The sequence below is a fragment of the Gemmatimonadales bacterium genome, from assembly GCA_035502185.1.
Classification (GTDB): domain Bacteria; phylum Gemmatimonadota; class Gemmatimonadetes; order Gemmatimonadales; family JACORV01; genus Fen-1245.
The window spans coordinates 39,649-58,622 of the sequence record DATJUT010000024.1 but is presented as its reverse complement, the minus strand read 5'-3'; the positions used below and the strand labels follow the sequence as shown (position 1 = coordinate 58,622).

20 protein-coding genes are annotated in these 18,974 nt (G+C 74.2%); 3 read left to right on the top strand and 17 right to left on the bottom strand.

Annotated features, from left to right (window positions below; translation table 11 throughout):
* From VMF70_03240 to alr, 12 genes are all read right to left on the bottom strand, one after another.
* The coding region (locus VMF70_03240) for a methylmalonyl-CoA mutase family protein (protein ID HTT67022.1) at positions 1-441 on the bottom strand (441 nt) is incomplete at its 3' end.
* A complete protein-coding gene (gene fbp, locus VMF70_03235) occupies positions 438-1,451 on the bottom strand; it encodes a class 1 fructose-bisphosphatase (GenBank protein ID HTT67021.1) in 1,014 nt (337 codons plus the stop codon). The genes fbp and VMF70_03240, both read right to left, overlap by 4 nt.
* The gene (locus VMF70_03230; protein ID HTT67020.1) at positions 1,448-3,775 is read right to left on the bottom strand and encodes a ComEC/Rec2 family competence protein; all 2,328 of its coding nucleotides are present in this window, start codon (positions 3,773-3,775) and stop codon (positions 1,448-1,450) included. Before VMF70_03230 ends, fbp begins: the two co-directional genes overlap by 4 nt.
* A gap of 21 nt (positions 3,776-3,796) precedes the next feature.
* Entirely contained in the window at positions 3,797-4,078 is a 282-nt protein-coding gene (locus tag VMF70_03225; GenBank protein ID HTT67019.1) for a late competence development ComFB family protein, read from the bottom strand.
* The gene (gene miaB / locus VMF70_03220; GenBank protein ID HTT67018.1) at positions 4,075-5,400 is read right to left on the bottom strand and encodes a tRNA (N6-isopentenyl adenosine(37)-C2)-methylthiotransferase MiaB; all 1,326 of its coding nucleotides are present in this window, start codon (positions 5,398-5,400) and stop codon (positions 4,075-4,077) included. Before miaB ends, VMF70_03225 begins: the two co-directional genes overlap by 4 nt.
* A complete protein-coding gene (locus VMF70_03215; GenBank protein ID HTT67017.1) occupies positions 5,397-6,644 on the bottom strand; it encodes a MiaB/RimO family radical SAM methylthiotransferase in 1,248 nt (415 codons plus the stop codon). Before VMF70_03215 ends, miaB begins: the two co-directional genes overlap by 4 nt.
* Positions 6,641-7,789, bottom strand: coding sequence for a hypothetical protein (locus tag VMF70_03210; GenBank protein HTT67016.1), 1,149 nt, complete (start codon positions 7,787-7,789; stop codon positions 6,641-6,643). Before VMF70_03210 ends, VMF70_03215 begins: the two co-directional genes overlap by 4 nt.
* Positions 7,786-8,988 carry a hypothetical protein gene (locus tag VMF70_03205; GenBank protein HTT67015.1) on the bottom strand — a complete coding sequence of 401 codons (1,203 nt, stop codon included), beginning with the start codon at positions 8,986-8,988 and terminating at the stop codon, positions 7,786-7,788. Before VMF70_03205 ends, VMF70_03210 begins: the two co-directional genes overlap by 4 nt.
* On the bottom strand, positions 8,972-9,259 hold the full coding sequence (locus VMF70_03200; GenBank protein ID HTT67014.1) for a EutN/CcmL family microcompartment protein: 288 nt from the start codon (positions 9,257-9,259) through the stop codon (positions 8,972-8,974). Before VMF70_03200 ends, VMF70_03205 begins: the two co-directional genes overlap by 17 nt.
* On the bottom strand, positions 9,256-9,654 hold the full coding sequence (locus tag VMF70_03195) for a cytidine deaminase (GenBank protein ID HTT67013.1): 399 nt from the start codon (positions 9,652-9,654) through the stop codon (positions 9,256-9,258). The genes VMF70_03200 and VMF70_03195 overlap by 4 nt, the downstream gene beginning before the upstream one ends.
* Positions 9,655-9,730: 76 nt before the next feature.
* Positions 9,731-10,894: a phosphopentomutase gene (locus VMF70_03190; protein HTT67012.1), complete on the bottom strand. Its 1,164-nt coding sequence runs from the start codon at positions 10,892-10,894 to the stop codon at positions 9,731-9,733.
* The gene (gene alr / locus VMF70_03185) at positions 10,891-11,985 is read right to left on the bottom strand and encodes an alanine racemase (GenBank protein HTT67011.1); all 1,095 of its coding nucleotides are present in this window, start codon (positions 11,983-11,985) and stop codon (positions 10,891-10,893) included. Before alr ends, VMF70_03190 begins: the two co-directional genes overlap by 4 nt.
* Before the next feature lie 35 nt (positions 11,986-12,020).
* Here alr and mazG point away from each other — a divergent pair, with 35 nt between their 5' ends.
* Complete coding sequence (gene mazG, locus VMF70_03180) at positions 12,021-12,776, top strand: nucleoside triphosphate pyrophosphohydrolase (GenBank protein ID HTT67010.1); 756 nt, start codon at positions 12,021-12,023, stop codon at positions 12,774-12,776.
* Between the two features lie 40 nt (positions 12,777-12,816).
* On the opposite strand, the gene asnS is transcribed toward mazG, so the two are convergent.
* The gene (gene asnS, locus VMF70_03175) at positions 12,817-14,115 is read right to left on the bottom strand and encodes an asparagine--tRNA ligase (protein ID HTT67009.1); all 1,299 of its coding nucleotides are present in this window, start codon (positions 14,113-14,115) and stop codon (positions 12,817-12,819) included.
* Positions 14,116-14,127: 12 nt separating this feature from the next.
* Here asnS and VMF70_03170 point away from each other — a divergent pair, with 12 nt between their 5' ends.
* Together VMF70_03170 and VMF70_03165 are read left to right on the top strand one after the other, a co-directional pair.
* A complete protein-coding gene (locus VMF70_03170; GenBank protein ID HTT67008.1) occupies positions 14,128-15,225 on the top strand; it encodes a PQQ-binding-like beta-propeller repeat protein in 1,098 nt (365 codons plus the stop codon).
* The gene (locus VMF70_03165; protein HTT67007.1) at positions 15,222-15,731 is read left to right on the top strand and encodes a hypothetical protein; all 510 of its coding nucleotides are present in this window, start codon (positions 15,222-15,224) and stop codon (positions 15,729-15,731) included. The genes VMF70_03170 and VMF70_03165 overlap by 4 nt, the downstream gene beginning before the upstream one ends.
* Before the next feature lie 91 nt (positions 15,732-15,822).
* Here the strand turns inward: VMF70_03165 and VMF70_03160 are convergent, their stop codons facing one another.
* The 4 genes from VMF70_03160 to VMF70_03145 form a co-directional block, all read right to left on the bottom strand.
* The gene (locus VMF70_03160) at positions 15,823-16,293 is read right to left on the bottom strand and encodes a BrxA/BrxB family bacilliredoxin (GenBank protein HTT67006.1); all 471 of its coding nucleotides are present in this window, start codon (positions 16,291-16,293) and stop codon (positions 15,823-15,825) included.
* Between the two features lie 86 nt (positions 16,294-16,379).
* On the bottom strand, positions 16,380-17,312 hold the full coding sequence (locus VMF70_03155) for a carbon-nitrogen hydrolase family protein (protein ID HTT67005.1): 933 nt from the start codon (positions 17,310-17,312) through the stop codon (positions 16,380-16,382).
* A 73-nt stretch (positions 17,313-17,385) separates the two neighbouring features.
* Positions 17,386-17,943: an iron-sulfur cluster assembly scaffold protein gene (locus VMF70_03150; GenBank protein HTT67004.1), complete on the bottom strand. Its 558-nt coding sequence runs from the start codon at positions 17,941-17,943 to the stop codon at positions 17,386-17,388.
* Between the two features lie 82 nt (positions 17,944-18,025).
* On the bottom strand, positions 18,026-18,919 hold the full coding sequence (locus VMF70_03145) for a sulfurtransferase (GenBank protein ID HTT67003.1): 894 nt from the start codon (positions 18,917-18,919) through the stop codon (positions 18,026-18,028).
* Between the last annotated feature and the right edge of the window lie 55 nt (positions 18,920-18,974).

The following is an 18,974-nucleotide window of genomic DNA, read 5'->3' as shown; positions in this document are numbered from 1 at the left end:
CACCAGGTACATCGCCAGCAGGACGGGCGCGGTCGCGTTGATCGTCATGGACGTGGTCACGCGGTCGAGCGGGATCCCGTCGAACACGCGCGCCAGATCGTCCACCGTGTCCACGGCCACGCCGACGCGGCCGACCTCGCCCGCCGCAAGCGGATGGTCCGAGTCGTAGCCCATCTGGGTCGGGAGGTCGAAGGCCGTCGAGAGCCCGGTCTGCCCCGCGGCCAGCAGCTCGCGGAACCGCGCGTTGGTCTCTTCGGCCGTGCCGAAGCCCGCGTACTGGCGCATCGTCCACAGCCGGCCGCGGTACATCGACTCGTGGATGCCGCGCGCGTACGGGAACGCGCCGGGCGCGCCGAGCCGGCCGGCGAGATCGGGCGGCGCGTCGGCCGGCCCGTACACCGGCCGGACCTCGATGCCGGAGCTGGTGCGGCGCTCGTTCACCGGTCGCCGCGCAGCATGTCCTCGGCCAGGCGCACGTCGTCGCGGCTGCCGACGAACAGCGGCGAGCGCTGGTGCAGCTCGAGCGGCTCGATGTCGAGGATCCGCCGGCGCCCGTCGCTCGCGTAGCCCCCCGCCTGTTCGCACAGCATCGCCAGCGGCGAGCACTCGTACAGCAGGCGCAGCTTGCCCTGGGGCGAGCGGGTGTCGGCCGGGTAGCAGAACACGCCCCCCGCGATCAGGTTGCGGTGGAAGTCCGCCACCAGCGATCCGATGTAGCGGGAGGTCTTCGGCTCGTAGCCGCAGTCCAACCCCTTGTAGCACTTCATCAGCGCCTGCACCCGCGCGTCCCAGCGGGGGAAATAGCTCTCGTTGACGCTGTAGTACTTGCCGTGCTCCGGCGTCGTGATGCTCGGGTGGGAGAGCAGGAACTCCCCGATGGTCGGGTCGTACGTGAACCCGTGCACGCCCTGGCCGGTGGTGTACACCATCATGGTGCTCGAGCCGTAGAGCACGTACCCCGCAGCCACCTGCTCCCGGCCCGTCTGCAGGCAGTCGCTCAGCACGCCGGGGCCGCCGTCCGGGCTGAGCCGCTTGTGGACCGAGAAGATCGTGCCGATGGAGACGTTGACGTCGATGTTGGACGACCCGTCGAGCGGATCGTAGAGCACCACGTACTTGCCCGCCGCCTGGCCGGGCGGCGTCGGGATCGGCTCCGCGTCCTCCTCCGAGCCGATGAGACAGACCCGCCCGGTCCTCAGCAGCGCGTGCTTCATCGTGGCGTTGGCGAACTCGTCCAGCTTCTGCACCACCTCGCCCTGCACGTTGATCAGCCCCGCGCTGCCGATGATGTCGGCGAGGCCGGCCATGCGGACGTGGCTGTTGATGATCTTCGCGGCGAGGGCGATGTCGTACAGCAGGTTGGACAGCTCCCCCGTGGCCTCGGGGTGCAGCTCCTCCTGGTCCAGGATGAACCGCTCGATCGTGATGACGCGTGCGAGCTGCGACTTCACGGCTGCCCCCGCGTGAGGGTGAACGTCGTGTCGCGCGGCCCGGCGTATGCGTGCACCGCCCTGCCGTCCGTTTCGACCGTCACCGTGCCCGCGGCGTCGGTGCGGAACACGTTGCAGCCCGCCCCCGCCAGCGCGGCCACGGTCCCCGGATCGGGCTCGCCGTACCGGTTCGGGCCGACGGAGATAATGCACACTTTCGGCGCCACTTCCGCCAGCCAGGCGGGGCCGGTGGCGGAGCGGCTGCCGTGGTGCGCCACCTTGAGCACCGTGGCCGCCGGGATCCGGCCGGCCACGTCCGGCGCTCCCTCCATCGCCAGGCCGGCGTCGCCCGGGAACACCGCGCGGAAGTCGCCGTATTCGACCGTCAGCACCACCGAGTTCTCGTTCGCCGGCAGCCGGCGCTCCATCCACGCGCTGTCGGGGTGCCAGACCCGCAGCAGCACGCCGTCCAGCTCGAGGCGGTCCCCGGCGCGCGCCGGCCTCCAGCGGCTCCCCGCCTGCGCCGCGGCCGCGAGAAACCGGCGGTATCCCGCCGTCGCCCGCGGCTCGCCGGGCTCCAGCACCAGCTCCGGATGGAAGTTCCGGATCACCGTCGGCATTCCGCCGAGGTGGTCGGCGTCGCCGTGCGAGGCCACGGCCAGTGCCAGGCGAGCCACGCCGCTGCGGCGCAGGAACGGCGTCACGACCGAGGCGCCCGCGTCGAAGCCGAGCACCCGGGGGCCGCCGTCCACCACGATCCAGCGGCCGCCGGGCGTCACGATCGCCGCGGCGTCGCCCTCGCCGACCGCGAGAAAATGTAGCGCGAGCCACCCCGGCCTGAAACCCGACGCGCCCTGCGGAACGAGCGGCCACCACACGGCGGCGCACGAGGCCAGGGCGGCGGCCGTCGCCGCGCGCGCGAGGAGGGCCCGCCGCGCCGCCCCGCGGCCGGTGCGTGGAACCGGCCGCAGCACCACGAGGCCGAGGGCCCCGAGCAGCGCGGCCGCGAGCAGCCGGCGCTCGAACGGGACGGATGCCAGGGGCAACGCGCCCGCCAGGCGGGCCACTCCGTCCATCGCGTCGAGGCCCGCCGCGGCGGCGCCGGCCACCAGCGGCGCCGCGGCCGGCAGCGCCGCGGCCAGGACCAGCGTGACGGCGAGCGAGGGCACCACCAGGCCCACCAGCGGCACGGCGAGCACGTTGGAAACCAGCGCGGCCGGCGCCATGGTGCCGAAGCCGAGCACGCTGAAGGGCGCGGTGGCCAGCGTCGCCCCGCCCGAGACCGCGGCCAGGGAGAGCGCGCCCGCAACCCGGCGGTTCCGCGGCAGGGAGTGCTCGCGGCGCAGCGCCGTCCACGCCCGCGCCGCCGCCACGCAACCCCATGCCCCCGCGAACGACAGCCACGGGCCGGCCTCCACCACGGCCCAGGGATCGAGCGCCGCGACCGCCAGCGCCGTGGTCGCGAGCGGCGTGAAGGGCACGACCGGACGTTGCCTGAGGCGCGCCAGGGACCACAGCGCCAGGAGTCCCACCGCCCGCAGCGCCGGCGGCGGGCAGCCGAGCAGGACGACGTACGCGCCCACCAGCGCGGTCGCGGCCGGCCGCCGCGCCCCGTGCCGCACCCGCGCCGCGCCCAGCACCAGCAGGAGCGCCGCCGCCAGGATGCCGACGTGGAGTCCGGAGATCGCGAGCACGTGGGCGAGGCCGGCGCGGGCGAACCGCTGGTGGACCTCGGTGTCGAGCTGGTCGCCGGTGCCGACGGTGAGCGCGGCGGCGAGCGGGGCGCGGGCCGGACCGAACAGCCGGACCAGGGCGCGCTCGGCCGAGAGCCGCAGGCGCTCGCGCGGGCCGGCCGGCAGCGCGAGGGGCCGCACCCGGCGCGCCACCAGCCGGCCCAGCCGCTCCGGGCGCGCCGGCCAGGAGGAGGCCACGCGCGCGCCGCTCCGGTGCCACGTGCCGACCACCACCGCCGCGGTCGAGGGCGGGGCGGTCCCCGCGGGCCAGGCCACCGTCATCCGGCCCGCGCACGCCGCCGGCCACCGCACCGTGACGCGCGACGCACCGCCCGGCGGGGCGAGGTCCCACAGGCCGACGACCAGCGCGACCCGCTCGCCCTCGCGCCACTGCGCCCGGCAGTCGCGGGAGGCGTGGAGCGCGGCCGCCGTGCCCCACGCGATCCCGGCCGCCGCCGCCGTGAGCGCCGCGGCGGCGGCCGGCCGGCGCCGCCACGCCGCCATGCCCGCGACGGCGACCAGCGGCGCGAGCGCCCAGCCGAGCCGGAAAAACAACAGGCCGGCGAGGTCGCCGGCCACGAAGCCCACGGCACACCACACGACGGCCGGCATCCTACTGCCGGCCGCCGAGGCTCAGCGCGCCGTTCGCCGACTCCGGGCGTGCCGAGGCGAATCGCCCACGACGCGGAACGCGTCCATCAGCGCCACCGTCACGTCGGCCTTGCCCTGGTCGGCCTCCATCTGCACCTCCGAGAGCACCTTGCCCGTCAGGGTCGCCACGTAGCGGGGCGGCAGCCGGTTGAGCGCGTACACGAGAATGTCCTCGCGGCACAGCGGGCAGCCGCAGGCATCCGGGACGTCCGGCAGCAGGTCCTCGTACTTGCGCGCCACCACCGCCTCCAGGACGTTCTTCATCGCTCGCCCCCGTGGAGCACGGCCTCGACCGCGACCGCGCTGAAGGTTGCCCCCGTGGTCCCGGTGAAGCGGACCGTCCGATAGCTCCCGATCCACTCGACCGGACCGTCGAAGATGGCGACGCGGTGCTGCCGGGTGCGCCCCTGCAGAGCCGCGCCGCGCCGCGCCGCCTGCTCCACCAGGACCTCGTGCGTGGTGCCCACCAGGCCGGCGTTCCGCGCCCGCGCGGTGCGCCGCACCGCCGCGATGAGCCGCTCCAGCCGCTCGGCGGCGACGCCGTCCGGCACCTCGTCGCCGAGCCGGGTGGCCGCCGTGCCCGCGCGGGGGCTGAACCGGAAGGTGAAGGCGTCGTCGAAGCCCACCTCGTCCACCAGGGCCAGGGTCGCCGCGAAATCCGCCTCGCTCTCGCCCGGGAAGCCGACGATGAGGTCGGTCGTGAGGGCCAGGCCCGGGATCGCGCCGCGCAGCCGCTCGACCACGGCGAGGTACTGCTCGCGCGTGTACCGGCGCAGCATCCGCCGGAGCACCGCGCTGCTGCCGCTCTGCGCCGGCAGGTGGACGTGCTCGCACACGGCCGCCACCTCCGCCATGGCCGCGACGACCCGCCCGGAGAAGTCGTTGGGATGCGGGCTGGTGAACCGCAGCCGGCGGACGCCCGGCACGGCTCCCACCGCCCGCAGCAGGTCGGCGAAGTCGTGCTCGCCGTCGTGGTACGAGTTGACCGTCTGGCCAAGGAGCGTCACCTCCGACACGCCGCGCGCGGCGAGCCGCTCCGCCTCGCGGACGACGTCGGCCAATCTCCGGCTCCGCTCCGGCCCGCGCGTCATCGGAACTATGCAGAACGTGCACCGGTAATCGCAGCCGCGCTGCACCGTGATCCAGGCCGAGGCCGCGCTCTCGCGGTCGGGCACCACGTCCTCGTAGTGCTCGGCCGCCCGCAGCGCCGTGTCGGCCGCGCGCTCGCCCTCGCGGGCGCGGCCCACCAGCTGCGGCAGCTGCCGGTAGGCGTCGGGGCCCGCGACGAAGTCCACGTGCGGCGCCCGCTCCAGCAGGCGCTCGCCCAGCCGCTGCGCCATGCAGCCCACGACGCCGAGCACGTCGCCCGCGCGCTTGGCGCGCTTGAGCTCGCCCACCCGGCCCAGCACCCGCTGCTCCGCGTGATCGCGCACCGCGCAGGTGTTGACGATCACCACCTCGGCCTCGTCCACCGACCGGGCGCGCACGAACCCCTCCCGCAGCAGCACGCCGGCCATGAGCTGCGCGTCGGCCGCGTTCATCTGGCAGCCGTAGGTCTCGATGAAGAAGCTCGGTGCGGCGCTCACGCCGCCTCCGCCCACAGCGCGGACCCGCGCGACACCAGCCGCGCCGCGAGCCGCGCGCGCCCCAGCGCCCAGGGCGCGTCGGCCGGCACGAGGGCCGTGAGGTAGTCCTCCGTCACCGCCTCGCACACGCCGCCGCGACGCGACTCGAGCACCAGGTCGGCGTGCGCGCCCGCGCGGCCGGCGCGGTGCGCCGCCTCCCGCGCGGCCCCGAGGGCCCGGAGCTCCGCGGCCCGCTCCCGCGCCGCGGCGGGCTCGACCGGCGGCCCGAGGCGGACCGCCGCCGTGCCCTCGCGCTGCGAATAAGGGAAGACGTGCAGGTAGGTGAACGGCAGCGCCTCGAGCAGTCGCCGGGTCGCGTCGTGCGCGGCGGCCGTCTCGCCCGGAAAGCCGACGATCACGTCGGCGCCGAGCCCCAGGGGCGCGACGCGCTCCGCCAGCCGCTCGATCGCGGCGCGGTACGTCGCCGCGGTGTACCAGTGCCGCCCCATCCGCCGCAGCAGCGGGTCGCTGCCCGACTGCAGCGGCGCGTGGAGGTGCGGCGCGAGGCGCTCCGGCGAACGCGCCATCAGCTCGACGAGCGGCGCGTCCACCTCGGTGGCCTCGACCGACGAGAGCCGGTAGCGTACGTCGGGCACCCGCTCGACCAACAGCGCCGCCAGCGTCGACAGCGTCCACCGCCCGCCCAGATCCCGCCCGTAGGTGCCGATGTGCACGCCGGTCAGCACGATCTCCGCGTGCGACCGCGCCAGGTCCGCGGCCTCGCGCACCAGCGCCTCCGGCTCCCGCGAGCGACCGCGCCCGCGGGCCAGCACCGTCGCGCAGAAGGTGCAGTGCTCGTCGCAGCCGTCCTGGATCTTGAGCCACGCCCGGGAGCCGGCGGCGAACCGCCGCAGCCCCGGCGCCCCGCCGCCGCCGACGCCGAGCGCCCGGGCCACCGCCTCCGCGTCGGCCCCGCCGACCACCCGGGCCACGTTGGGCAGCGCCGCGATGCGGCCGTCGTCCAGGGCGGCCGCGCACCCCATCACCACCGTCCGGATCGCCGGATTGCGCCGTGCCAGCCGGCGCACCAGCGCGCGCAGCTTGGCCTCGCCGACGTGCGTCACCGTGCACGAGTTCACGACCGCCGCGTCGGCGGCTTCGGGGGCGTCCACCACCGCACAGCCCGCGTCCTCAAGGCGCTGGCGAACGACTTCCGTGTCGTACTGGTTGGCCTTGCAGCCGAAGGTGTGCAGCAGGACGTTCACGGGCGGATGGTCAGGCCCACGTACGCCGTCGTGAAGTGCTCCACCAGGTCGCCCGCCGTGCGGCTGCCGATGTCCAGCCCCACGTCCACGGTGGCGCGGCCGCCGGCGGTGTCGAAGCCGAGGCCGCCCGTGACGGCGCGCTCGCCGAGCCTGGTGCCGGCGCTGTCGGCCGGGAACGGGAGCTGCCGCCACCGGACGCCGCCGCGCAGGGCGAGCGGCTTGCCGGCGAACCGCAGGAACGTCACCTCGGCCCCGATGCCTCCGCTCCAGACGTCGCGCGAGCCTCCCCTCCCCGCGGCGGTCAGCGCGCCCGCCGCCGCGCTCCAGCCCGCGTACCCGACCGTGCCTGCGACCAGGAGCCCCGTGACCGGCACCCAGCTCGCGCCCCCGTTCACCTCGACCGGCATGCCAATGTGCATCACCGAATCCGGGGAGGCGGCCCGCAGGCGGCCGTTGAGCCGCACGCTCACCCCCGCCAGCACGCTGTGCACGGGGCTCGCCAGCGCCCCGAACGAGATGCCCACTCCCCGGTACGACGAAACCTGCTGCTGCGTGAAGGGCAGGTAGGCCGAGTCGACGGGGAACTGGCGGCTGACGCTGGTCTGGGTGGAGCCGGTGAGGACGTGCAGCCCGACCCCGAGGACGACGCCGCGCATGCGGTACGCCATCGCCAGGCGGAGGTCGCTGATGCCGCCCACCGACCGCGTCTCGTCCTGGGTCGCGACCGGCGCACCCCGCAGCGTATCGATGCCCGCCCGCGACACGCTCCAGTTCCGGTCGAGGTAGTCCGACACGGTCGCGCCCAGCACGATCCGGGGCCCGACCGCGCCGGCGACGCCGAGCAGGGGAAAGCGCGTCGCGCTCAGCGTCGTGGACCCCGACCCGCCGTCGAAGCTGTGGAACGAGCCCGCGCCGACCGCCCAGCCGGCGGTGCCGTGCCACACCGCGAGGGACGCGGGGTTGACGGCCGACGCGCCGTCCACCGGCGCCAGCGCGCCGCCCATCGCGGCGCTGTAGGCCGAGAGGCTGCGATCGAGGAAGCCGAGTCCGCGGATGCCGAACACGGAGTCCTGCGCCGCCGCGCGCGAGGCGCCGGCGAGCGCCGCGGCCGTCGCCACGGCCAGGCTCAGCGGCCGCGGCCTCACGGCAGCCCGAAGGAGTACGGCTTCACGTAGGTGACCCGCAGCTGCGGGCCGTTCGCCCCGCCGGCCCGGCCGAAGAACCGCGCCTCGCCGATGATCGAGCCCTCGGGGTATGCGCGCAGCATCAGGACCCGCGGCGTCGAGTCGCCCACCGTGGTGCCCCAGAAGCGGAGGATCGGGGCGATGTCCACGCCGACCGGGCCGGTCTGGCCCTGCGCGACCTTCACCAGGCCGCTCACCGCCGAGTCCGGCCACAGCACGGACTTGACCCCGAAGTCGCGCACGATCGGCTCCGCGATCACGTAGAAGCTGTCCCCCGCGAAGCCGCCCACCGGACCGGTGGTGGTGAGCAGCAGGGTGGCCCGGACGACCGCGTTGGAATCGAGCACCACCTTGGGCAGCGACAGGCGCACCAGCGCGCGGGCGGTGGGGATCCCTCCCAGCGTGATCACGCCGGCCGTCGGCTGGGACGGGTCGGGCGACATCACGAACAGCCCCGGGTTGGGCGACAGCGCGAACGAATGGCGGAGGCTGTCCAGCGGAGCGCGCGCCTCCACGAAGTACGTCAGCGACGGCGCGACCGTGCTCAAGTTGCCCGACCCGAGGGTCAACGCCGTCTTCCCCGCCGCCACGATGGCGAAGCCGAGGGACACCAGGCCCGAATCGGCGGCGGGGATCGGCAGGCTGTCGGCGATCTTCGCGCTGAGCGTATCGCCCGCCTGCAGGGTATCCGGAATCGGGATGGTGTCCACCAGCTGCGAGTCGGCGAAATACGGCTGGATCGAGGCGTAGGTCGCGGCCGTGTCGAGGTGCCCCGGCAGGCGGTACACCAGCAGCCGGAGCTGCTTGACCGCGGTGTCGCGCTGGTTGATGTGGAACGACAGGAGCACGCTGTCCTGGATGCCGGAGTAGGCCGTGTCGCTGCCCGGGTACCAGACGGTGTCGAGCTTGTCGAACTGGACCAGGATGACGCTCCGCAGCGAGTCGAGCGTCGAGGCCAGCAGGTACGACGCCTCCCGCACCAGCACGTAGCCGCGCACGCTGGTGTCCGACACGTCCGCCGTGGTGAGCAGCGTGTCCGCGAGCTGCACGTTGCTCGAGGGGCAGAGCGAGGGGCACTTGCCCGGCGTGCTGAGCTTCTCCGAGCACCCGACGACGGCTGCCAGCGCCGCCGCGACCGCCGCGCTACGCCAGGCGGACATTCTTCCCGTGCGCCTCGAAGCTGTCCACGATCGCCATGATCACCGCGTCCACCGGCCGGTCCTTGGTCACGCCCGTCTGGCGTGCCGACGAGCCCGAGGCGTACAGCACGACCTCGCCCGCCCCGGCGCCCACCGCGTCCACCGCCACCACGTAGCCGCCCTCGCTCTTGAGCTCGGGCGACAGGTTCTCGACCACGAGCAGCTTGGTGCCCGCGAGCGACGGGTCCTTGCGGGTCGCCACCACCGACCCCACGACGCGGCCCATCTTCATGCGCCCTCCGGAAGGCTCTCGCCGGTGAAGGCGTGGGGGAGCAGCGCGTCGAGGCGCCAGGTCGCCTGGCCGCCCCGGGCGCCGACGGACACGATCTCCAGCGCCCCGCCGAACTCCACCAGCATCTGGCGGCACAGCCCGCACGGCGCCACGGGCTCGGCGGCCTCGCTGGCGATGGCGAGCCGCCGGAAACGGCGGTGGCCCGCGGCGACCGCCGTCACCAGCGCCGTGCGCTCGGCGCAGATCGTGCCGCCGAACGAGGCGTTCTCGACGTTGCAGCCCGCGATCACCGTGCCGTCCTCCGCCTCGAGCGCCGCGCCGACGCGGAACCGCGAGTAGGGCGCGTAGGCCCGCGCCATCGCCGCCCGCGCCGCCTCCAGGAGCCGGTCGCTCACGGCGCCGCGAGGGGCTCCGGCCGGCCCGTGTGCGTCCCTCGCGCCGCCCGCTCGATGCGCCTCGGCCATCGCCGGATCATCCCAAGATCTCGCGCAGGAACGAGGTTCCCGCCCCGAGCGGCCCGACGCCGAAGTACTCGGCCGCCGTCTGGCCCAGATCCGCGAAGCTGGCGCGCTCGCCGAGCGGCACCGGCCGCACGTGCGGGCCGCAGACCAGCAGCGGCACGTTCTCCCGCGCGTGGTCGGTCGACGCCGAGGTCGGGTCGTTGCCGTGGTCCGCGGTCAGCGCGAGCACGTCCCGGTCGCGGAGCAGCGGGAGCAGCCCCGCCAGCTCGCGGTCCAGCTCGAGCAGGCCGCGGTGGAAGCCCGGGACGTCGTTGCGGTGCCCCCAGCTCTGGTCGAACTCGATCACGTTCACGAACACCAGCCCGGAATCTACACGCTGCAGCGCCTCGCGAATAAGCCGGTAGGCGTCCGGATTGGTCGGGGTGTGGGTCGAGGTGATGTTCCGCCCCGCGAACAGGTCGTCCACCTTGCCGATCCCGTGCCGCGGAATGCCCCGCTCCGCGAGGCGGTCCAGCAGGGTCGGACCGATCGGGTCGAGGGAGAAATCGCGCCGGTTCGCCGTGCGCTCGAACGCGCCCGGGGTGCCGACGAACGGCCGCGCGATGACCCGCGAGACCCCGTGCCTCCCGGTCAGCATCGCGCGCGCCTCCCGGCACGCCTGGTACAGCTCGGCCAGCGGAATCAAGGCCTCGTGCGCCGCCACCTGGAAGACGGAGTCGGCCGAGGTGTAGACGATCCAGTCGCCCGTCTCGAGGTGGCGCGCGCCCAGCTCGTCGATGATCCCCGTGCCCGAGGCCGTCTTGTTCCCGAGCACGCCCCGGCCGGTGCGGTGGGCGAACTCCTCGATCACCTCGGGCGGGAAGCCCTTCGGGTAGGTGGGAAACGGGCGCATCACGGGCAGGCCGCACAGCTCCCAGTGGCCGGTGGTGCTGTCCTTGCCGGCGGCGGTGGGACGCATCAGGCCGAAGGCGGCGCGGGGACGCTCGACCACGGCCACACCCTCCAGCGGGCGGATGCAGCCCAGTCCCAGGCTCTCCAGGACCGGGACCTTGAGCCCGCCCACGCGGCGCGCCACGTTGCCCAGCGTGTCGCTGCCCGCGTCGCCGTAGGCGGCGGCGTCGGCCGCCTCGCCGATGCCCAGCCCGTCCAGCACGATCAGGAAGAAGCGGCTCACCGGTACACCCTCGTCACCCGGCGCCCCAGTCCGGTCAGGATCTCGTAGCTGATGGTGCCGGCCGCGGCGGCGAACTCGTCCAGCTCGACGGCCGCGGCGCCGTCGCTCCCGATCAGGGTGGCGATCGCGCCGGCCGCAGGCGCCTCGGGCGCGGCGACCATCGTGAAGTCCATCGTCACCCGGCCCGCGAACGGCAGGCGCCGGCCTTCCACCAGGGCCGTGCCGGCGTTCGACAACGCGCGCGGCACGCCGTCGGCGTAGCCGGCCGCGATGGTGGCGATGCAGGTGCGCGCTCCGGCGGGAGCGCGCCAGGTCGCGCCGTAGCTCACCGTCTCGCCGGGCTCCAGCCACCGCGTGGCCAGCACCCGGGCCCGCCACTCGACCACCCGCCGCGGCTCGTGGGCGCCGGCGCGGCCGCCGTAGAGGAAGATGCCGGGGCGCACGAGGTCCGCGGCCGTCCCCGGAAAATCCAGGATCGCCGCGCTGTTGGCGGCGTGCACCAGCGGCGGCCGCCGCTCGAGCGTCGCCAGCGCGGACTGGAAGCGGCGCCACTGCTCCGCGACCGACGCCGGCGCCTCGGCGGGCGAGTGGAAGTGCGTGAACACGCCCTCGAAGCCCGCGGCGTCACGGAACCGCGCCGCCTCGGCGCCGAACGCCTGCCATGGCAGGCCCCAGCGCGCCATCCCGGTGTCCACCTCCACGTGGAACGGCCGGCCGGGTGCGAGGTCGAGCCACGCACAAATCTGCTCCACGCTCCCCAGGGCCGGGGTGAGGCCGTGGCGCGCCACCAGGTCCAGCGCGTGGGACTGCGGGCCCATCACCAGGATCGGGCGGGTGATCCCCGCCTCGCGCAGCTCGCGGCCCTCGTGCGCCGTCGCGACCGCGAAGCCCCACGGATCCACGGCCTCGAGCGCGCGCGCGACCGGAACGGCGCCGAGTCCGTAGGCATCCGCCTTCACGATCGGCAGCAGGCGGCTGCCCCGGGCGCGCGCCGCGATGGTGCGGGCGTTCGCGACGACCGCCCCCAGGTCCACTTCGACCCAGGTGCGGGCGGGGGCGGGGGCGTCGGCCGCGGTGGTTTGCTCTGGCATCACAAACTGAGTACCGTACCCGGGCGGGAGGCTAAATGCAAGACGATTCGGCATTTGGGTCGTGTCTCGACCTGGTGCGCGACCTGCGCCGCCGGTGCGATTGGGACCGCGCCCAGACGCGGGAGACGCTGCGCCCGTACCTCCGGGAGGAGGTGGCCGAGCTCGACGAGGCGCTCGCCGCCGGCGACGAAGAGCGGATCGCGGCCGAGCTGGGCGACCTGCTGCTGCATCTCTGCTTCCAGCTGGTGATCGCGGAGGAGCGCGGCAGCTTCGCGCTGGCCGACGTGACCGGGGCGCTGGAGCGGAAGATGAAGCGGCGCCACCCGCACCTGTTCGCGGGCGAGCCGAAGCCGCACTGGGAGCGGGTCAAGGCCGAGGAGCGGCGCCACGAGGCCGCCGCGCGCGGCGAGACGGTGGGGCACCTGGGCCACCTCCCGCCGGGCCTCCCCGAGCTCGAGCGCGCGTTCCGGTTCCAGGAGCGGGCCGCGGCGGTCGGCTTCGACTGGAGCGACCTGGCCGGGCCGCTGGCCAAGCTCGAGGAGGAGGTGCGCGAGGCCCGCGAGCACCCCGAGGCGGAGATCGGCGACGTGCTGTTCGCGGCGGTGAACGTGGCGCGCAAGGCGGGCGTGCATCCCTCGACCGCGTTGCGCGGCGCGACCGAGAAGTTCGCGCGGCGGTTCCGCGCGCTGGAGCACAAGGCCGCCGAGCGCGGCGTGGAGCTGGGCCGCGCCGACCTGGCGGCCCTGGACCGGCTGTGGGACGAGGTGAAGGCGGCCGAGGCGGCGGCGTGACGCCGGGCGGGCCGCAGCGGCGCGGCGCCGCCGGCCACCGCTAGGGCGTGATGCGGTAGATCGTGCGCGGGAAGGCGATCGCCTCGCGGATGTGCTCGAGCCCGCAGATCCAGGCCACCGTGCGCTCGACGCCGAGGCCGAAGCCGGAGTGCACGAAGGTGCCGTACTTGCGGAGGTCGAGGTACCAGCCGTACGCGTCCTCCGGCAGGCCCTGCTCCCGGATGCGGGCGAGCAGGCGGTCGTAGTCGTCCTCGCGCTGGCTGCCGCCGATGATCTCGCCGTAGCCTTCGGGCGCGAGGCAGTCGTCGCACAGCACGGTGCGCGGGTCGTCCGGGTTCTCCTTCATGTAGAACGCCTTGGCCGCCCGCGGGTAGTTGTAGACGAACAACGGCCGTTCCCGGTCCGCGACGAGCAGGGTCTCGTCCTCGGCCCCCAGGTCCGCGCCCCACGTGATGGAGGAGCCCTTCGCTTGGAGCAGCTCCACGGCCTCGGTGTACGACAGGCGCGGGAACGGCGCGACGATGCCGGCGAGCCGGGACGTGTCGCGCTCGAGCTCCTTCAGGTCCTCGGCGCGGCGGTCGAGCACGCGGGCGACCACCGCGGCGAGGAACTCCTCCTGGAGCCGGATGTTGTCGTCCGAGGTCGCGAACGCGACCTCGGGCTCGACCATCCAGAACTCGGTGAGGTGGCGGCGCGTCTTGGACTTCTCGGCCCGGAACGTGGGGCCGAAGCAGTACACCTTGCCGAGGGCTGCGCAGGCGGCCTCGACGTACAGCTGGCCGGTCTGCGCGAGGTACGCTTTGCCGAGGTCGAAGTACTCGGTACTGAAGAGCGTGCCGCCGGACTCCCCGATGCTGCCGGTCAGGATCGGCGTGTCGACCAGGAAGAAGCCGCGCGCGTGGAAGAAGTCCCGGATCGCCTGGATGGTCTCGTGACGGATCCGCATGACGGCCGCCTGGCGCCGGCTGCGCAGCCACAGGTGCCGGTGATCCAGGAGGAACGGCGTCCCGTGCTCCTTGGGCGTGATCGGGAAGTCCACGCTCGGGCCGAGGATCGCGAGGTCGCGGACGGCCAGCTCGACCCCGCCCGGCGAGCGCTGGTCGGCGCGCACCTCGCCCACCAGGCGGACGCAGGTCTCCTGGGTCAGGGACTGGAAGCGCTGCCAGGCTTCCTCGGGCACGTCCGCCTTCGCGAGCACGCCCTGGAGGTAGCCGGTGCCGTCGCGGATCACGACGAAGGCGATCTTGCCGGACGAGCGCGTCGTGAGGACCCATCCCTGAACGGCGACCGTCGAACCGATGGAAGCGGGGAGCGCGGAGATTTCCTGGCGGGTCGGCATAAGGCGTGGCGGGTGATTCTAGCCGCGGCGCTGGTGTCCGTCAACGCGTGCGCGCCCGTGAACCGCCTGGCTCCGGCGTCGCAGGAGCGCCGCTGGACGACGTACCTCGGCTCCGAGCGGCGCGCGAACGCGACCGCCGACACACTGTCCGCCGACCCGGCGCCGGCCTGGCGCATCGACGTCGGCCGCGGCGTCGTGGGCGCGATGGCGCTGACGGAGGGCCTGGTGCTGCTCTCGCAGGTGGACCGGCAGCTCACGGTCCTGGACCGGCGCACGGGCGCGATCGTGTGGCGGCGCCGCTTCGGCGCGAACCTCGGCAGTGGCCCGCTGGTAGACTACGACCGCGTGTACCTGGCGACCGAGACGGCCGCCGGCCAGGTGCTGGCGCTGGATCTCGCGAGCGGGAACCGGGTGTGGGCGCGGTCGCTCGGCGACGTCGCGGCGCCCATCACCATCCACGACGCGCAGGTCTACGCCGGCACGACCGACGGCTGGCTCACCGCGCTCTCGGCGAGCGGCGGCGGGCTGCAGTGGCGCGTGCGCCTCCACGGCGCCGTGCGCGCCCCCCCGGTGGCCGTCGGGGGCGGCGTGATCGTCGCCACGGCCGCCGACTCGCTCTACCTGGTGGACGGCGCGACCGGGGCCGTGCGCGCGCGCCGCGCGACGTCCGCGGCGGTGCTGGCGGCGCCGGCCGTGGCGGACAGCGTGCTCCTGTTCGGCACGACGGCGGGCGCGCTCGAGGCCTGCGACACCGCCACCCTCGCCACCCGCTGGACGCTCGACGTCGGGAGCGGGGTGGTGGGCGCCGTGGCCGTGCAGCGGGACACCGCCGTCGTCCTCACGCACGACGGCGACCTGTGGTGGGTCCCGCTCGACGCGCCGGCGCGCGCCACCCGGGTGGCGCTCGGCGTGGTGGCGCGCGCGGGACCGGTGCCGGTGGCCGGCGGCGCGATCGTGGCCGAGGTCGGCGGGCGGATCAGCCTGGTGGACCGGGCCGGGGCGCGGCGCTGGACGGGGACGGTGCACCCGCCGCTCGTCGAGCCGGTGGTCGTGGACGGGCGGTTCTTCGTCGCCGCGTCGGAGCGGGGAGAGGTGGTGGCGTTCCAGTGAGGAGCGCGACGCTGGTCTGGGGCTGCGCCCTGGTGGCGGCGGCGGTGCCGCGCGTCGCCCCGGCGCAGGCGGACACCGCGGCGGGGCGGCCGCCGGCCGTCGCCGCGCGACCCGTCACGCCGGCCGCGATCCGGTACGGCAAGTGGGCCGCGGCGGCGCTCGCCGTCGGCGCGACGGCCGTCGGCATCCACGCGCACAACGCCGGCAACGATGCTTTCGCCGCGCTGGTCCGCTACTGCGGCCAGATCACCTGCACGCTCGCCCCCAACGGGCGCTACGCGGACCCCATGGCGGAGGCGACCTACCAGCAGGTCGTGCGCCACGACCGCGCAGCGCGGGTCTGGCTGGTCGCCGGCCAGGTGTCGGCCGTCGGCGCGGCGGTGCTGTTCGTGCTCGAGCTGAGGCATACGGGCGAGCCGCCGAATATTCCGTTCAACGGACTCCTGGTGGAGCCGGGCTTACGCGAGACGAGGGTGGGAGTGAGGGTGCCGGTGGAGATACGGTGAACAGGTGAGAGGTGAGAGGTCGAGGTGACGCTCTCGCCGCTCACCTCTCACCGCAACGTCTCACTTCTCACCTCTCACCTCTCAGGCTGCATCAACCGCAGTACTCGTCAAACGCCTCGATCAGTTGTTCCGCAATCTCCGGCGCATCCCTGCCTTCGATCTCCCGCCGCTGCATCATGAACACCATCCGGCCGTCCTTGAACAGCGCGATCTGCGGCGACGACGGCGGCTGCCCCTCGAAGTAGCTCCGGGCGCGGTCCGTCGCCGGCCGGTCCTGGCCTGCGAACACGGTCGTGAGCCGCTGCGGACGCGGCTCGTGCCGTACCGCCAGCGCCACGCCCGGCCGGGCGCGGCCCGCCGCGCAACCGCAGATGGAGTTCACCACCACCAGGGTCGTGCCCTGCTGGTGCTGCAGCTCAGCGTCGACCTCCTCGGGTGTCCGCAGCTCCTGGAACCCGATGCGCACCAGCTCCTCGCGCATCGGCGCGACGAAGCGCTCGTCGTACATGGTCTGGGCCTGGCTCGCGGCAGCAGGCTGCCGTACAATGTTGAGTGGGTTCATAGTGATTAATAGTAGAGGGTCCGCCGCCGAGTTCCCACCCGGCCCTCAACCCCTGTCCCAGAGCTCCTGGCCCCCGGCTGCTCGCTTCATCCGTGCTGTCTCCCACCGTTCACCTTGAGCTCCAGCACGTCTGGACGGCTGTAATGGCCGCTGACGTCGAGCGTCATCGCTTCGCGGGTGATTTCATCCAGGTCGCAGTCCGCCGCCACGATCGCCTCGGCGTCGTAAACGGGCCCGGCGAGGTACCGGCCGTTGGGCGCGATGATCGCGCTTCCGCCCTTGAGGGCGAGGCCGCTCGGGTCCCTGGCGTACTTCTCGGCGGGCGGCAGCTCCGGAGGCCAGTCCGCCACCCGGAGGATGCTCCCGACGGCGACGACGAAACAGCGGCCCTCGAACGCATAGTGACGTGAGGCGATCTGGTGCATCTCCTGCACGCCGGGCCAGGCGGCCACGTGCACTTCCTCACCCGTGTCGTGCATCGCCTGCCGCGCGAGCGGCATCCAGTGCTCCCAGCAGACGAGGCCCCCGACCCTGGCGGCGCCGGTCGCGACGGCCTTGAGGCCGGCGCCATCGCCCAGTCCCCAGACCAGCCGCTCGGCGTAGGTGGGCATCAGCTTCCTGTGGTGGTTGGCGAGCGCACCGTCGGGGCCGAACGTGAGCAGCGCGTTGTAGATCGTACGGCCGGCGCGCTCGTGCACGCCGACGACCAGCGTCACCCCCAGCTCCCGCGCGAGGCTGCCGATCGCCTCGGACGCGGGGCCCGGCACCTCGACCGCGTTCTGGGCCAGCCGCGCGAACACCGCCCTGCCCCCGGCATGTCCCCACAGCGCCGCGTCGGGCGAGCTGTCCACCCACGCGGGGTAGCCCGGGATCCAGGTCTCGCCGAAGGCGATGATCTGGGCGCCGTCCTTGGCCGCCCGGCGCGCCCACTCGCCGAGGCGCGACAGGCTCCGTTCGCGGTCGAGCCAGGCCGGGCTGGCCTGCACGGCCGCCACGCGCACCACGCGCGGACTGGTCATCGGCGTCGTCGCCTCCGTTCCCCGGGGTGAGGTGCGGCGGACCGGGGGCGCAATATACCGGGCGCGGCCCGGGCTAGCCCCGCCGCAGGGGATCCGGGAGGCGGGCCGCGGTGTCGGCCGCGGCGCCGGCCGCCCCGTCGCCGAAGACCAGGCCGTCCGCTTCGGGCCCGCCGGCGGTGGCCGCGCCTTCGCCCCGGAGCGCGCGGATCTCCTCGTCCGTCCTGCCCGCCGCCCTGAGCCGGCGGTCCATCGAGAGCCGGCGCACGGCCGCCTTGAGCGTACCGAGCGCGAGCGTCGCGCAGCGCGGCCGCGAGCTGACGAGGTCGCGGCCCAGCAGGTCCATCATCTCCTCGTACGTCAGGCCCAGCACCTCGTCGAACGTGGGGTGCTGCTGGTTCACGCGCTCGGCGAGGATGGACGCCGCCGCCTGGCTCAGCGTGCACCCCTCGCCCTCGAAGGTGAGCGCCGCCACGCGATCCTGGTCGCGGGGAGCCTTCACGTACGCGGTCACCAGGTCCCCGCACCCGGGGTTGCCGCCGGGCATGCGCACGTCGGCGTCCGCCAGCGGGCCTCGATGGCGGGGATGCTGGAAGTGATCGACCAGCCAGGCGATCCGGGTCTCTCTGTCCACCGCCCCTCTCACGTCTGGTAACCACTCGCAACTTGCCGTCTCGCAGCCGCTCTGACCACCGGCCCCGGAACGCTGCCTTCTCTCAGGGCTTCTCCACCGGCGCCCGCACCAGGTTGCCCCACTCCGTCCACGACCCGTCGTAGTTGCGCACCTTGGCGTAGCCCAGGAGGTACTTCAGCGCGAACCACGAGTGGGAGGAGCGTTCCCCGATCCGGCAGTAGACCACGATGTCGTCGTTCTTCTCGAGCCCGTTCTCCTGCTGGTAGATGGTCCGGAGCTCGGCCGCCGTGCGGAAGCAGTGGGTGTCCGGGTTGACGGCGCGGCCCCAGGGGATGCTCTTCGCGCCCGGGATGTGGCCGCCGCGGAGCGCCCCCTCGTTCGGGTAGTCCGGCATGTGCATCCGCTCGCCGCGGAACTCCTCGGGGCTGCGCACGTCCACCAGCTTGTGATGCGCCTGGACGTGCGCCAGCACATCCTCGCGGAACGCTCGGATGGCGCGGTCGTTGCGCTCGCCCACCTTGATGCTGCCCTCCGCATGCCGCCCGACCTCGGTCACCAGCGGCCGCTTCTCGTCCGACCAGCGCTGCCGGCCGCCGTCCATCACCTTCACGTTCCGCACCCCGAAGAGCCGGAAGACCCAGAAGGCGTAGGTCGCCCACCAGTTGTTCTTGTCGCCGTAGAAGACGATGGTGGTGTCGTCGTCGATGCCGCGCGCGCGCAGCAGCTTCGCGAACCGGTCCCGGTCGAGGTAGTCGCGGACCAGCGGGTCGTTGAGATCGGCCACCCAGTCCACCTTGACGGCGCCGGGGAGGTGCCCGGTCTCGTACAGCAGCACGTCCTCGTCGGACTCGACGATCCGGACCGCGGGGTCCTTGAGGTGCTCGGCCACCCACGCCGTGGACACCAGGACATCGGGATGGGCGTACCCGCGCTCGGCAATCGCGGTGACAGGGGTCGGTGATCCGGTCTCGGACATGGCGGCTCTCCTGGAATTGCCGGGGTCGGGCCGCGGGCGCCCTCGGCCCGCCGGC

What these genes read in the sequence shown, in the direction of transcription:
- VMF70_03230 (HTT67020.1), bottom strand. Translation starts at nt 3,775, where the DNA reads ATGCCGGCCGTCGTGTGGTGTGCCGTGGGCTTCGTGGCCGGCGACCTC.
- VMF70_03225 (HTT67019.1), bottom strand. Translation starts at nt 4,078, where the DNA reads ATGAAGAACGTCCTGGAGGCGGTGGTGGCGCGCAAGTACGAGGACCTG.
- VMF70_03205 (HTT67015.1), bottom strand. Translation starts at nt 8,988, where the DNA reads ATGTCCGCCTGGCGTAGCGCGGCGGTCGCGGCGGCGCTGGCAGCCGTC.
- VMF70_03200 (HTT67014.1), bottom strand. Translation starts at nt 9,259, where the DNA reads ATGAAGATGGGCCGCGTCGTGGGGTCGGTGGTGGCGACCCGCAAGGAC.
- alr (HTT67011.1), bottom strand. Translation starts at nt 11,985, where the DNA reads ATGCCAGAGCAAACCACCGCGGCCGACGCCCCCGCCCCCGCCCGCACC.
- mazG (HTT67010.1), top strand. Translation starts at nt 12,021, where the DNA reads ATGCAAGACGATTCGGCATTTGGGTCGTGTCTCGACCTGGTGCGCGAC.
- asnS (HTT67009.1), bottom strand. Translation starts at nt 14,115, where the DNA reads ATGCCGACCCGCCAGGAAATCTCCGCGCTCCCCGCTTCCATCGGTTCG.
- VMF70_03160 (HTT67006.1), bottom strand. Translation starts at nt 16,293, where the DNA reads ATGAACCCACTCAACATTGTACGGCAGCCTGCTGCCGCGAGCCAGGCC.
- VMF70_03155 (HTT67005.1), bottom strand. Translation starts at nt 17,312, where the DNA reads ATGACCAGTCCGCGCGTGGTGCGCGTGGCGGCCGTGCAGGCCAGCCCG.
- VMF70_03145 (HTT67003.1), bottom strand. Translation starts at nt 18,919, where the DNA reads ATGTCCGAGACCGGATCACCGACCCCTGTCACCGCGATTGCCGAGCGC.